This window comes from Flexivirga oryzae (genome assembly GCF_014190805.1).
Lineage (GTDB): Bacteria > Actinomycetota > Actinomycetes > Actinomycetales > Dermatophilaceae > Flexivirga > Flexivirga oryzae.
Genome location: NZ_JACHVQ010000001.1, coordinates 57,717 through 71,368 on the forward strand (window position 1 = coordinate 57,717; position 13,652 = coordinate 71,368).

A 13,652-nucleotide genomic window follows, 5' to 3' on the forward strand; every position below is an offset into this window, starting at 1 on the left:
GTCGGCTGGTGAGGCCGCGGTGGCCGGAGCCAAACCCGGGTCGTGAGGCCGCGGTGGCCGAGTGGCCCGGAGCCTGCGGAGGGCCGATCGAGGTCCCCGCGCCCGTCAGACGGCCTTCTTCCTGCGCCGCCGCACCGATCGCACGGTGAGCGGCCCGACCAGGCGCGGCCCGGACAGCTTGCGCTCCAGCCGGCGCCCTTCGCGGCGGACCGGCTGGGCGACATACTCACCGAAGATCACGCCGGCGGCGAGCGCCAGCAGGATGACGCCCGCGTTGACCAACTCGATGAGCCCGCCCGGCGCCTCCGCGGAGAGGTGCGCCAGGCCACGGTAGATCGACAGACCCGGCAGCAGCGGTACGACGCCGGCGACGACGAAGACGAGGGTGGGTACCCGAACGCGGGAGGCGATCGTGAAGCTGATCAGACCGACGATGACCGCGGCGATCGCCGAGGGCCAGGAGACTCCGAGCCCGGCCCGATGGCTCACCATGAACGCGGTGGTCGACACCGCGCCGATCACCGCGCTCGGTAGCAGCGCACGCACAGGGGCGTAGGACGCGAACGCGAAGGCGCTCGCGGTGATCGCACCGCCGAGCGCCATCTCTCCGGGGGAGCCGTACGGCGCGGCCCCGGGTGTCAGATTGACGACTTCGACGCCGAACGCCGTGGCGATCGTCAGCCCGCCGCTGACTCCGGCGATGGCTCCCGCGGTGGCGAGGGTCGCCTCCATGCACCGTGCCGCTGCGGTAAGCGGGAAACCGGTGAGAGCGTCCTGGACGGCACCCATGAAACTCACCCCCGCCAGCAGCATGATGATGCCGGCGGCGACGATCTGACTGGGCCTGGAGCTGAGGTCGGCTCCGACGACCAACGTCGCGAGCAGGGTGGCGAAGAGACCGCCGGTGACCTGCTGGTAGAAGAACGGCAGACGCATGCGGGTCAGCCAGCGCTGCAGCACGTCGATGCCGATCGCACCCACGACGGCTGCTGCGACGACGACCGGCGTGCCGTTCAGGAGCAGACCGACGCCGAAACCCATGGCGCCCCAACCGAGTGTGACGATCGAACGACGGCGGTCGTGTCCGGAGGACACGATCTGGGCGAGTCTGCTGCGCGCCTCGTCGCGGTCGACGGAGCCGGCGATCAGCGCCCGCACGAGCAGGTCGACGCGGGTGAGGTCCTCGTAGTCGATCTCGCGTTGCCGCACGTCGCGGAACTGGATCAGCGCCGGTCGGTCCGGCGACTCCTGATAGGTGAGCTGCAACTCGGTGAACGTCACCCCGGTCGTGACGCCGCGCAGCCCGCAGGCGATGCACACGTTCTGCATCTGCGCGGTGACGTCGGCCGCGCCGGCGCCCGAGGAGAGCAGGAGCTCGCCGACCCGGAGCGCGAGGTCGAGCGTGGGGTAGGCGTCCTTGGGATCGGAGTCGTCGGTCGTCATCGGTGCCCAGTGTGGCGGATCGACCCGACGCCCCACACACCTCCTCGCCGAGCGGACACCATACGCACCGAGCGGACACAAAACCCGCCTGTTCCAGCCCGCGTTGGGCCGGAGTTTTGTGTCCTGTGGGTGTTGATGGTGTCCTGTCGGCGAATTCGCAAAGGAATCTTTGCAAAGAGATATTTGCGGTGTACCTTGTTCGTATGACGAGCAAGCGGCGCGAGATCAACCGGGTCCGACCGGACCTGGCCCAGCTGAAGGCGATGGCGCATCCGGTCCGCCTCACGATGCTGACCCGGTTGCGGCTGGACGGTCCGGCGACCGCGTCGTCGCTGGCCGCGCAACTCGGCCTCAACTCCGGCGCGACCAGCTATCACCTGCGCCAACTCGCCGAGGCCGGCCTCGTGGTGGAGGACCACGGCCGCGGCAACAAGCGGGACCGCTGGTGGAAGGCAGCGCACGAGTCGACCGAGACCGCACCCTCGGACATCGATGACGTCGCGGAGCGCGCCGTGTTGATGGGCGGCTACCACGCGGTCGTCGCACAACAGGCCGCGCAACAGATCGTGCAGGCCGCCGCCGAGGCCCCGGAGCTGCCGAAGGAGTGGGCTGACCTGGCCGGTGCGAGTGACTGGAACCTCTACCTGACCCAGGACCAGGTGCGCCGCGTCAAGGACGCGGTCCACGCGATCATGACCGAAACCCTTGAGAGCTCGCCGGACCGGCAGGATGCGCCGGCGGATGCCGTGCCGTTCGTCTTCCAGTTCCACACGTTCCCGCGCCCGGGAACGCTGACCCACCGCGATGGCGAATGATGAGTGACCGCAGGCCGTTCGCGGCCCTGGCTGTCGCCGAGGCGTTCTCCATCTCCGGCACGCGGTTGTCGCAGATCGCCGTGCCCTGGCTGGTGCTGACCACTACCGGCTCGGCCGTCTGGACCGGCGTGGTCGGCTTCGCAGAGATGCTTCCGTATGTCGTCGCCAAGGCACTCGGTGGACCGGTCGTTGATCGGGTTGGTGCGAAATCCGTTGCGGTCACTGCTGACTCGTGCAGCGTGCTGATCGTCGGGCTCATCCCGCTGCTGCACTCGCTCGGCATGCTGCACCTCGCGTGGCTGATCCCGATCGCGGCACTGATGGGTGTGGTGCGCGGGCCGTCCGACGGTGCGAAGTCATCGCTCGTGCCCGCCGTCGCGGAGCACGGCGCGATCCCCTTGGAGCGGGTCACCGGCGTCATGGGGGCGATCGAGCGCCTCGGTGGCACGGTCGGTGCCGCCGCTGCGGGTGCCGTTGTCGCTGTCATCGGAGCCCCGCAGGCGCTCCTCGTCAACGCCGTGACGTTCGGTGTCGCGGCAGCCTGCATCTCCAGAGGCTTGTCGAACCCGAAACACGTCGGATCACAAGATGATTCGACGGTTTCGGATGACGCTGAGGCGTCATACACACAGCAACTCGTCGAGGGCTGGCGTTTCCTGCGTGGCGACTCGGTGCTCGTCGGCATCACCGTGATGGTCTCGCTCACCAACGTGCTCGACCAGGCGTGGACGGCCGTGCTGTTGCCGGTATGGGCGCACGCCACGGGACACGGCGCCGGCGCGGTCGGGCTGGTGCTGGCGGCGATGGCGGGACCATCGATCGTGGGTGCGCTGACCGCGGCGGCGGTGGGGGAGAGGCTGCCCCGGCTGCCGGTGTACGTCATCGGGTTCGTGCTCGCGGGTCTGCCGCGCTTCTCCATCTTCGCCTTCGACACTCCCGTGTGGCTGATGGTCGTGGTCCTCGCGACTGTCGGCTTCGTCTCCGGCTTCTGCAACCCGATCCTCGGCGCGGTGTCGTTCGAGCGCATCCCGCGGCACCTCGTCGGCAGGGTGAGCGCGCTGAAGACCTCGTTGTGCTGGTCGCTGATCCCGTTCGGCGGGCTGCTCGGTGGCGGGCTCGCGGCCCTGCTCGGCTGGCGCGCGGCCACCATGGCCGCCGGCATCGGGTATGGCGCTGTCGCGCTGATGCCGTTGCTGCGCAAGAGTTTCCGCGATTTCAAGAAGCAGCCGGCACCGCCTGACGCGACAGGCCCAGCAACGCTCGAAAGGCTCACAAATCCGGGCGCTGTGGGCCGGGTTTGTTGAGCCTTTCGGTGCTTTTGTGGGCCTGTCGGTAAGGGGGTTCTGAGGTCCGAGTCCCGCGACGGGTCTCCCCGTGAGACCGATCGTCGGGGTCGAGCGGTGCCTCAGGCGAGCTCGGCGAAAGCGTCACCGAGGACGCCGAGGCCCTCGAGCAGCAGGTCGTCGCTGATGACCAGTGGCGGCAGGAGGCGGATGACGTTGCCGAAGGTGCCGCAGGTGAGGATGACGACACCCTGCTCGTGACAGCGCTTCGCGACGGCAGCGGTGAGCGCGGCGTCCGGCTCCTTCGTGCCCGGCTTCACGATCTCGACCGCCAGCATCGCGCCGCGGCCGCGAATGTCACCGATAGCAGGGGTTTTCGCGGCGATCTCACGCAACTTCGCTGTCGCGACGTCCTCGATGTGCCGCGCGCGGTCGAGCAGGCCATCCTGCTCCATCGACGCGATCGAACCGAGCGCTGCGGCGCACGCGACGGGGTTGCCGCCATACGTCCCGCCGAGGCCACCCGGGTGCACCGAGTCCATGATCTCGGCGCGGCCGGTGACCGCTGCGAGCGGCAGGCCGCCGGCGATGCCCTTGGCGGTGGTGACCAGATCGGGCACGACGCCCTCGTGGTCGACGGCGAACCAGTTGCCGGTCCGCGCGAAACCGCTCTGCACCTCATCGGCGATGAAAACGATCCCGTTGGCGCTGCACCATTCCGCGATCGCGCCGAGAAAACCCGGTGCCGGCGCGATGAAACCGCCCTCGCCCTGGATCGGCTCGATGAGGAACGCCGCGATCTGGTCGGCGCCGACTGCCTTCTCCGCCATGGTGATCGCACGCTGGGCGGCTTCCTCGCCGGTCATCCCGTCGGGGTCGCGGAAGGGGTATGACGTGGGCACCCGGTAGATGTCCGAGGCGAAGGGGCCAAACCCCTTCTTGTAGGGCATCGCCTTCGCGGTGAGCGCCATCGTGAGGTTGGTCCGGCCGTGGTAGGCGTGGTCGACCGCGACGATCGCCTGCCGTCCCGTCGCGTACCGTGCGATCTTCACGGCGTTCTCGACCGCCTCGGCGCCGGAGTTGAACAGCGCGGACTTCTTCGCGTGATCCCCGGGCGTCAGCTCGGCGAGCTTCTCGGCGACGGCGACATACCCCTCGTAGGGGGTGACCATGAAGCAGGTGTGGGTGATGTCGGCGACCTGCTGCTGCACGTTCGCCACCACGCGCGGGTTGGCGTTGCCGACCGTCGTGACCGCGATGCCGGAGCCGAGGTCGATCAGCGTGTTGCCGTCGACATCCTCGATGATGCCGCCGGCCGCGCGGGCGGCATACACCGGCAGCGTCGACGACACCCCGCCGGCGACGACAGCAGCGCGACGTGCGGCGAGCTCCTGCGACCGAGGACCGGGGACGGGGGTTTTCAGTTCACGGCGCTGCGCGACGTCCGGTGTGGTGATTGTCATGGCGTGCTCCTGCTCCGAACTGGGCGACCACCGCACTCGCGGCGATCAAAGGGTTTCGATTTCGAACTATAGACGACTCTGCGGCTCAATCAACCGTGACGTCGAACTGGTAGCTGTCGGCGCGATAGCAGTGGTCGCCGAACTCCACCGGATCGCCGGCCATGCTGAAGGCGGCTCGTTGCATGGTGAGCAACGGGACCCCGCCGCCCATCTTGAGGCGTCGTCGTTCGGCGGCGGTCGGGGCTCTCGCGCCGATGCTCTGCTGGGCGACGGTCGGCCCGGCTCCGCGCCGGCGCAGGACGGCATACAGCCCATCCTCCTCCAGTTGCGGGCGGGGTATGTCGGCGAACGCCGGCGGCAGCCAGTTGTGCAGCAGTGCGATGGGTGATCCATCGGCCAGCCGCAGACGAACGATCGACAGCAGGGAGGTGGAATGCGGGAGGGCCAGCGCCGATGCTGCTGGCGCGTTCTGCTCCAGCCGGAAGTCGATGATCTGAGTGCTCGGCCTGCGCCCCGCACGTGCGAGATCGTCGTAGAGGCTCGTCAGGCCCAGGCGGCGGTGGATGCGCTGGTTCGCGACCCGGGTCCCGAGACCGCGCCGCCGGACGATGAGCCCGTCGGCGACCAGGTCCTGGAGGGCTCTGCGCACGGTCGGCCTCGACAACTGGAGGCGCTCGACCAGAGCCATCTCGTTCTCCAGACTCTGCCCCGGTGTCAGCGCACCGTCATCAATCGCCTGTCGAAGCTGTTCTGCCAGTTGGTGATACAGCGGCACGGGCGATGCCCTGTCGATGGTGATGGCAACCGGTGGCGCGGACATATGACGATGTTACGCCAAAGATCAGGACGTAATGTTGTCAATATGTCAGGACAAATGAACTCGTGGTTGCTACTGTCTCCATGTGATCCGGCGTACGGCGCCTGACATCCACTCCTGACACACCTCGACAGATCGGACTGGCACCCATGCGCATCGGATTGGCCGGCGTTGGTCGGATCGGCGCCTTCCATGCGGCGACCCTGCGGCACCTCGACGGGGTGGACGAGGTCGTCCTCGCCGACGCCCGGGCCGGGACGGCCGACCGGGTGGCGCGCGAGCTCGGCCTTCGTGCGGTCGGCAGCGTCGATGCGTTGCTCGAGGGAGGGATCGACGGGCTGCTCATCGCGACCGACACCATGAGTCACGCTCCGCTGTTGCGCAGAGCGATCGCACAAGGTCTGCCCACGTTCTGCGAGAAGCCGGTCGCGGCCGCCCTGGATGAGACGATCGAGCTCGCCGAGCTGGAGCGCGCCTCGGGTGTGCCGATCCACATCGGTTTCCAGCGCCGGTTCGACTCCGGCTACGTGACGGCTCGCGAGGCGGTCGCGTCCGGGAGCCTGGGATTCGTGCACACCATCCGGGCCAACACGATGGACGAGACACCGCCGCCGGCGGCATACATCCCGACGAGCGGTGGCATCTTCCGGGACTGCAACGTCCACGATTTCGACATCCTGCGGTTCATCACCGGTCGAGAGGTCGTCTCGGTGGCGGCGACCGGGGGCAATCGCGGAGCTGACTTCTTCACCGCGGCCGGGGATGTCGACACCGGCGCCGCGCTGCTGAAGCTGGACGATGATTCGGTCGCCCTGGTCAATTCCACGCGGTACAACGGTGCAGGACACGACGTACGCATGGAGGTCTTCGGTGAGAAGGGCGCGATCGCGGTCGGCCTCGACGACAGCCTCGCACTCACCTCGGCGGAAACGGGCGTGACGTTCCCCGCGGGTCCGCGGGTGCACAGCTTCCAGGAGCGCTTCCTGCCCGCCTACCAGGCGGAACTGTCCGCGTTCTGCGAGGTCGTCGCCGGTCGCCGACCGAGCCCCTGCACCGTGTATGACGCGCTGCAGGCGTTCCGGATCGCGGATGCCTGCGAGCTGTCGCGCGCGACGGGACGATCGGTGTCACTCCACGAGGTCCCGGAAGGTCTGCGATGAGTCGTCCGCTCCGGCAGAGAGTCGCGGCCGCGCCTATTTCGTGGGGCGTGTGCGAGGTCCCCGACTGGGGTTTCCAGCTCGATCCAGCGACAGTCCTCACCCAGATGCGCGAACTCGGCCTCGTGGCAACGGAGTTCGGCCCGGAGGGCTTCCTCCCGGACGACCCGCGTGCGAAGGCTGAGACGCTGCGTGGCTACGGCTTGTCGGCTGTCGGGCAGTTCGTGCCCGTCGTCCTGCACGATCCCGCCGTGGATCCGCTGCCGACCGTCGAGCGGGCGATGACCGCGTTGCTCGCTGCACGCGCCGACACGGTTGTGATCGCGGCAGCGACCGGCACGCAGGGGTACGACTCACGGCCGCAGCTCGACGACCTCGGCTGGTCGACCTTGCTCTCGCACCTCGACCTCATCGAGGAACGTGCCGGTGCGCGGGGTCTGCGCGCGGCGCTGCACCCGCACGTAGGCACGATGGTCGAGTCGGGGGAGGAGACCGAGAGGGTTCTTGCCGGTTCCCGCATCGGTCTGTGCCTCGACACCGGTCACATCCTGGTCGGTGGCGGTGATCCCGTCGCGATCGCCCGCAGCTGGACGAGCCGCATTCGTCATACCCATCTCAAGGACGTGCGGGCCGAGCTGGCCGAAGCTGTCCGAACCGGAACGATCAGCTACACCGAGGCGGTGTCGAGGGGCATGTATGTGCCGCTCGGTCGGGGCGACGTGGACCTGGGTGCGATCATCGACGCACTGGAGTCGCACGACTACGACGGTTGGTACGTCCTCGAACAGGACACGATCCTGGCGGCGGACCCCGCCCGGACCGGAGCCGGACCGGAGCAGGACGTTCGTGCCTCGCTCGAGTTCGTGCTGGCGAGGTCCTCATGAGCGGGCGGGAGCTGGTCGCGATCGGTCGGACCGGCGTCGACATCTACCCGCTCGACCACGGGGTGCCGCTCGAGGAGGTGCGGACGTTCCAGAAGTTCCTCGGCGGAAGTGCCACCAACGTCGCCGTCGCAGCAGCACGTCTCGGCCACGACGTCGCGCTGGTGACCCAGGTGGCCGATGACCCGTTCGGCCGGTACGTCCGGTCCGAGGCGAACCGGCTGGGCGTCGATCCGGCATACATCCTGACCCGCAAGGAGGACGGACCGCCGACGCCCGTCACCTTCTGCGCCGTCCACCCGCCCGACGACTTCCCGCTGTACTTCTACCGTTACCCGACGGCGCCGGACCTGCAGCTCGAACCGGAAGCACTGCCGCTGGCGGACATTCGCGAGAGCAACGCCTACTGGTCCACGCTGACGGGGCTGTCACAGGAGCCGAGCCGGCAGGCACACTTCGCTGCCTGGCAGGCACGCGGCCGAGTGCCGCACACCGTCCTCGACCTCGACTACCGGCCGATGTTCTGGGCCGGAGCTGACGAGGCGGCGGCCCAGGCGTCGGCGGCACTGGAGCTGGTGACGGTGGCGGTGGGGAACCAGGACGAGTGCGCCGTGGCGGTGGGGGAGCGCGACCCGCAGCGCGCCGCCGCGGCGCTGCTCGACCGTGGTTTGCAACTCGCCGTGGTCAAGCAGGGCCCGCGAGGCGTGCTGGCCGCCACGCGCGAGGAGCAGGTGGAGGTGCCGGTCCACCGGGTCGACGTGGTCAACGGGCTCGGCGCCGGTGACGCGTTCGGCGGCGCACTCGTGCACGGTCTGCTGAGCGGGTGGTCGCTACGACGGGTCATTGCATTCGCGAATGTCGCAGGTGCACTCGTGGCCGGCAGGCTGGAATGCTCGACAGCGATGCCCACCGCCGCGGAGGTCGAGCAGGCACTTGGATCGGAGGGATGACGGACAGCATGGACCAGACGCAGCTGCGAGCCGATGTCTCGACCGGCGACACCGCCGGTGAGCCGTGGGCCGTCGACATCTCCGGCCTGACCCGGGTGCGCGCCGAACGGCCGACGATGATCGCCGATCGTTGGGCGGCGCGCCGCAGACGGCCACTGTTGCGCGAGGACGGTCGGATGCTGCTCGTGGCGGCGGACCATCCCGCTCGAGGTGCCTTCGGTGTGCGCGGCGACGCCTCGGCGATGGCCGACCGGGTCGATCTGCTGCGCCGACTCGTGACCGCGTTGGGCTGCCCAGGTGTCGACGGCGTGCTCGGGACCGCCGACGTGCTCGACGACCTGCTGCTGCTGGGGGCGCTGGAGGGCAAGATCGCGATCGGCTCGATGAACCGGGGCGGGTTGCAGGGCGCGAGTTTCGAGTTCGACGACCGGTTCACCGGATACACGCCGGAGCTGATCGCAGCGCGTGGACTCGAAGGCGGGAAGACCCTCACCCGGATCTGCTACGACGACCCCGGCACCGTGGCGACCTTGGAGGCGACGGGGCGGGTTGTCACCGAACTCGCCCAGCGCCGGCTGATCACCATGCTCGAGCCGTTCATCTCGGTGCAGGACGGCGGCAGGGTCAGGAATCTGCTGGACCCCGACAACACCATCCTGTCGATCAACATCTGCGCCGGTCTCGGCGCCGACAGCTCGCACACCTGGTTGAAGGTGCCTGTCGTCGACCAGATGGACCGGGTCCTGTCGGCGACCACCTTGCCCACGGTGCTGCTCGGTGGCGACCCCCAGGGTGACCCGGAGGAGACCTACGACTCGTGGCGGGCAGCACTGAGCATGCCTGCGGCTCGCGGGCTCGTCGTCGGGCGCGCCCTGCTCTATCCACCCGGCGGTGACGTGCGCGCCGCAGTCGAGACGGCGGCGCGGATGGTCCACCCGGAGGAGGCACGATGAGCGGTGGGACGGACAACGACCGTTGGGTCCGCCCGGGCCGGGCAACCGGTCGAGAGGTGGTCGTCATACAGCCCGGGGACGACGGTCAGTGGTCGCACACGGGCCTGGTGGTGGTGCGGTTGGACCCGGGAGAGCAATACGAGTTTTGCTCTCCTGCAACAGAATGCGTCGTCGTACCGTTGCATGGAGCAGTCCGCGCAACGTGTGACGACGCGGACATCGCGCTGTCCGGGCGCGACTCCGTCTTCGACGGACCCACCGACGTCGCCTACCTCCCGGACGCGACGTCGATCGAGGTCAGCGCAGGGGAGGGGCCGGCACGAGTGGCGCTGTGCCTGGCCTCCCGATCGTCGGACGACGCGTTTCCGGCACGCGGGATCGACGCGAGTGACGTGCCGATCGAGTTGCGCGGAGCCGGCGTCTGCTCGAGAGAGGTGCGGGGCCTCGGTATGCCGGGAACCCTCGACGCAGAGGGGATCCTCGTGTGCGAGGTCATCACTCCGGCGGGCAACTGGTCGTCCTACCCGCCGCACAAGCACGACGAAGCACGTGACGGCGTCGAGACCGAACTGGAGGAGATCTACTACTTCGAGGCGCGGCACGCGACAGGCGGTCGTGACCACGACGCGATCGGCTATCACCGGGTCTACGGCACCGCGGATCGCCCCATCGATGTACTCGCCGAAGTGCGCACGGGCGACGCGGTCATGGTGCCGCACGGCTGGCACGGCCCGTCGATGGCCGCACCGGATGCCGACCTCTACTACCTGAACGTGATGGCCGGGCCGGGCCCGGAGCGCAACTGGCTGATCAGTGACGACCCCGCGCACGCCGCGATCAGGGACGGCTGGGCCGGTCTGCCGGTGGACCCGCGGCTGCCCATGGGAGGGGAACGATGAGTGAGCGCAGCGAGCAGTCCGTCGGCTCGGTGAGATTGACGGTCGCGCAGGCCACTGTCCGGTTCCTCGCGGCGCAGCTCAGCGAACGCGACGGACAGCAAAACCCTTTCTTCGCAGGTGTGCTCGGCATTTTCGGGCACGGCAACGTCGCGGGCATCGGCCAGGCGCTGATGGAACGCGAGGAGCACGACGAGCCGGGGCTGCCGTATGTGCTCGCCCGCAACGAGCAGGCCATGGTCCACACCGCGGTTGGCTTCGCCAAACAACGCCGGCGCCTGCAGACGTGGGTGTGCACCGCCTCCGTCGGGCCCGGCTCGACCAACATGGCGACGGGCGCGGCGCTCGCCACGATCAACCGGATCCCTGTGCTGTTGTTGCCGTCCGGCACGTTTGCGACGCGGGCGAGCGGTCCGGTGCTGCAGGAGCTCGAGCACCCGATGGCCGGTGACGTCTCCGTCAACGACGTCTTCCGCCCGGTGACGCGCTTCTTCGACCGGGTCAGCCGCCCGGAGCAGTTGCCATCGGTGCTCCTCTCCGCGATGGCTGTGCTGACCGATCCCGTGCGGACCGGTGCCGTCGCCCTCGACCTGCCCCAGGACGTGCAGGCCGAGGCGTTCGATTGGCCCGCCGGCCTGTTCGCCCCGCGGGTGTGGCGGATCGGTCGCGCACCCGCCGAGCAGGGGGCTCTCGATGCCGCGGCCGACCTGATCCGCGGCGCACATCGTCCATTGATCGTCGCCGGCGGTGGGGTGCACTACTCGGGCGCCGAGGACGCGCTCGACGAGCTGAGTGCCCGGACCGGCATCCCTGTCGCCGAGACCCAGGCAGGCAAGGGCGCATTGCTCCACGGTCACCCGAACCTGGTCGGGGCGGTCGGCTCGACGGGCACCACGGCTGCGAATTCCCTTGCCGTGAAGGCAGACCTGGTAATCGGGATCGGGACGCGGTGGACCGACTTCAGCACGGCGTCACGCACCGTCTTCCGGTCACCGGATGTGCGCTTCATCAACCTCAACGTCGTCCGCAGCGATGCAGTCAAACACGCCGCACTCGAGGTCGTCGCGGACGCGCGGGATGCCGTCGACGGCCTCACGAAAAGGTTGTCCGGATGGAGCGTTCCCGGCTCTTACCGCGAGGAGCAGCAACGCCTTTGGCGGGACTGGGATGCCCAGGTCGAACTCGCCTACGCCGAGGACGCCGCGACTCGCGAAGGCCTGCCGGACGGCCTGCTGACCCAGGGTTCGGTCCTCGGGGCCGTCAATCGTCTGAGCGACCCGCGGGACGTGGTCGTCTGTGCGGCCGGCTCGATGCCGGGAGATCTGCACAAGCTGTGGCGGGTGCGGGACGCCTACGGCTACCACGTGGAGTACGGCTACTCCTGCATGGGCTACGAGATCCCGGCCGCGATCGGGGTTCGGCTGGCCGACCCGTCACGTGACGTCTTCGCGATGGTGGGCGACGGCGGCTATCTGATGATGCCGACCGAGTTGGTGACCGCCGTGCAGGAACGCATCAAGATCATCGTGGTCCTGGTGCAGAACCACGGTTTCGGTTCCATCGGCTCACTGTCGCAGACGTTGGGATCGCAGCGCTTCGGCACGAGCTACCGCTATCGGGACGGCGCGGGCCACCTGGCCGGTGACTTCCTCCCGGTCGATCTGGCCGCCAACGCGCGTAGCCTCGGGGCGACCGTCCTGGTCGCCGCATCGATCGACGAGCTCCACGAGGCGATCCGCACGGCGAAGGCCGCACCGGACCGTTCCGGTCCCGTCGTGATCCACGTGTCCACCGACCCGTTCGTCGCGACGCCGGACTCGGCCGCCTGGTGGGACGTGCCCGTCAGCGAGGTCTCCGGGGTGGACAGCACCCGGGAAGCGAGGAACCGCTACGAGCAGCACAAGACCGCGCAGCACCCCTATGTTCGACCGACAGATCCGCCCGAACCGCCCAATGACGCGGTGACCCTGTGAAAGGCACAACCATGAAGAAGAACCGCAGCACCCGCAAGGTCCTTGCCACCTCGGCCGCGATACTCACGGCGGTCTCACTGGCCGCGTGCTCCTCGGGAGGTAAGGCGAAGGGAACCTCCTCGGACACTGCCGGAAACGCCGGAGTCGCATCGACGCCCCGGGTGACCGTCGCCATGGTCACGCACTCGGCACCGGGTGACGTCTTCTGGGACATGGTCCGCAAGGGCGCGGAGGCCGCAGCGAAGAAGGACAACGTCAAGCTGCAGTACTCGGCCGACCCGGACGCGACGAAGCAGGCGGCGCTGGTGCAGGCCGCCACCGACAAGAAGGTCAACGGCATCGCCGTGACCCTGGCCAACCCCAAGGCGATGGCGTCCGCGGTCGCCAGCGCGGAGAAGGCCGGCATACCGGTCGTCGGACTCAACTCGGGTCAGCAGTACATGGCTCAGGACAACCTGCTCGGCTTCTTCGGGCAGGACGACGGGGTGGCCGGGGAGGAGGTCGGCAAGAAGCTCAAGGCGTCCGGCGCGCAGCACCCACTGTGTGTGATGCACGAACAGGGCAACATCGGTCTCCAGGCACGCTGCGCCGGCATCAAGAAGTACGTGCCGGGCACGGTCAACATCTACGTCAACGGGCAGGACCCGACCTCGGTACAGTCCGGCATCACCGCCAAACTGCAGCAGGACAAGTCGATCGACTACGTCGTGAGCCTCAACGCCGGCGTCACCACGACAGCGGTGAAGTCGATCAAGGAGGCCGGGTCCAAGGCCAAACTCGTCAGCTTCGACACCAGCGCCGACGTGGTCAAGGCCATCCAGGACGGCACCGTCGACTTCGCGGTCGACCAGCAGCCGTGGCTGCAGGGTTACCTGGCGGTCGACTCGCTCTGGCTCTACCTCACCAACGGCGACACCATCGGCGGTGGCAGCCCCACGCTGACCGGCCCGTCCTTCGTCGACAAGTCCAACGTCAACGCGGTGGCCAAGTACGCTGCGAACGGCACCCGCTGACCGAGGAG

The 13,652-nt window shown here is 68.7% G+C and carries 12 protein-coding genes; 9 read left to right on the top strand and 3 right to left on the bottom strand.

Annotated elements, in window-relative coordinates; genetic code table 11:
- Window positions 1-105: 105 nt before the first annotated feature.
- Window positions 106-1,443, bottom strand: coding sequence for a threonine/serine exporter family protein (locus FHU39_RS00275; RefSeq protein ID WP_183317903.1), 1,338 nt, complete (start codon window positions 1,441-1,443; stop codon window positions 106-108).
- A gap of 203 nt (window positions 1,444-1,646) precedes the next feature.
- Here FHU39_RS00275 and FHU39_RS23895 point away from each other — a divergent pair, with 203 nt between their 5' ends.
- The gene (locus FHU39_RS23895; protein ID WP_183317905.1) at window positions 1,647-2,258 is read left to right on the top strand and encodes an ArsR/SmtB family transcription factor; all 612 of its coding nucleotides are present in this window, start codon (window positions 1,647-1,649) and stop codon (window positions 2,256-2,258) included.
- Window positions 2,258-3,562: an MFS transporter gene (locus FHU39_RS00285; protein WP_183317908.1), complete on the top strand. Its 1,305-nt coding sequence runs from the start codon at window positions 2,258-2,260 to the stop codon at window positions 3,560-3,562. Before FHU39_RS23895 ends, FHU39_RS00285 begins: the two co-directional genes overlap by 1 nt.
- A 101-nt stretch (window positions 3,563-3,663) precedes the next feature.
- On the opposite strand, the gene gabT is transcribed toward FHU39_RS00285, so the two are convergent.
- Window positions 3,664-5,004 (bottom strand): 4-aminobutyrate--2-oxoglutarate transaminase, encoded by a 1,341-nt coding sequence (gene gabT / locus FHU39_RS00290; protein WP_183317910.1) that lies wholly within the window; start codon window positions 5,002-5,004, stop codon window positions 3,664-3,666.
- Between the two features lie 85 nt (window positions 5,005-5,089).
- Window positions 5,090-5,824 (bottom strand): GntR family transcriptional regulator, encoded by a 735-nt coding sequence (locus FHU39_RS00295; protein WP_183317912.1) that lies wholly within the window; start codon window positions 5,822-5,824, stop codon window positions 5,090-5,092.
- Window positions 5,825-5,970: 146 nt separating this feature from the next.
- Here FHU39_RS00295 and FHU39_RS00300 point away from each other — a divergent pair, with 146 nt between their 5' ends.
- The 7 genes from FHU39_RS00300 to FHU39_RS00330 all read left to right on the top strand — a co-directional run bounded on the left by FHU39_RS00300 (window position 5,971) and on the right by FHU39_RS00330 (window position 13,644).
- Entirely contained in the window at window positions 5,971-6,981 is a 1,011-nt protein-coding gene (locus FHU39_RS00300; RefSeq protein ID WP_183317914.1) for a Gfo/Idh/MocA family protein, read from the top strand.
- The gene (locus tag FHU39_RS00305; protein WP_183317916.1) at window positions 6,978-7,862 is read left to right on the top strand and encodes a sugar phosphate isomerase/epimerase family protein; all 885 of its coding nucleotides are present in this window, start codon (window positions 6,978-6,980) and stop codon (window positions 7,860-7,862) included. The genes FHU39_RS00300 and FHU39_RS00305 overlap by 4 nt, the downstream gene beginning before the upstream one ends.
- Window positions 7,859-8,809, top strand: coding sequence for a 5-dehydro-2-deoxygluconokinase (iolC, locus tag FHU39_RS00310; RefSeq protein ID WP_183317917.1), 951 nt, complete (start codon window positions 7,859-7,861; stop codon window positions 8,807-8,809). Before FHU39_RS00305 ends, iolC begins: the two co-directional genes overlap by 4 nt.
- 116 nt (window positions 8,810-8,925) lie before the next feature.
- Window positions 8,926-9,762, top strand: coding sequence for a Cgl0159 family (beta/alpha)8-fold protein (locus FHU39_RS00315; RefSeq protein WP_246336237.1), 837 nt, complete (start codon window positions 8,926-8,928; stop codon window positions 9,760-9,762).
- Complete coding sequence (gene iolB / locus FHU39_RS00320) at window positions 9,759-10,661, top strand: 5-deoxy-glucuronate isomerase (protein WP_183317919.1); 903 nt, start codon at window positions 9,759-9,761, stop codon at window positions 10,659-10,661. The genes FHU39_RS00315 and iolB overlap by 4 nt, the downstream gene beginning before the upstream one ends.
- Complete coding sequence (gene iolD, locus FHU39_RS00325) at window positions 10,658-12,631, top strand: 3D-(3,5/4)-trihydroxycyclohexane-1,2-dione acylhydrolase (decyclizing) (protein WP_183317922.1); 1,974 nt, start codon at window positions 10,658-10,660, stop codon at window positions 12,629-12,631. Before iolB ends, iolD begins: the two co-directional genes overlap by 4 nt.
- Window positions 12,628-13,644: a substrate-binding domain-containing protein gene (locus FHU39_RS00330; RefSeq protein ID WP_343065672.1), complete on the top strand. Its 1,017-nt coding sequence runs from the start codon at window positions 12,628-12,630 to the stop codon at window positions 13,642-13,644. The genes iolD and FHU39_RS00330 overlap by 4 nt, the downstream gene beginning before the upstream one ends.
- The last annotated feature ends 8 nt before the right edge of the window (window positions 13,645-13,652 follow it).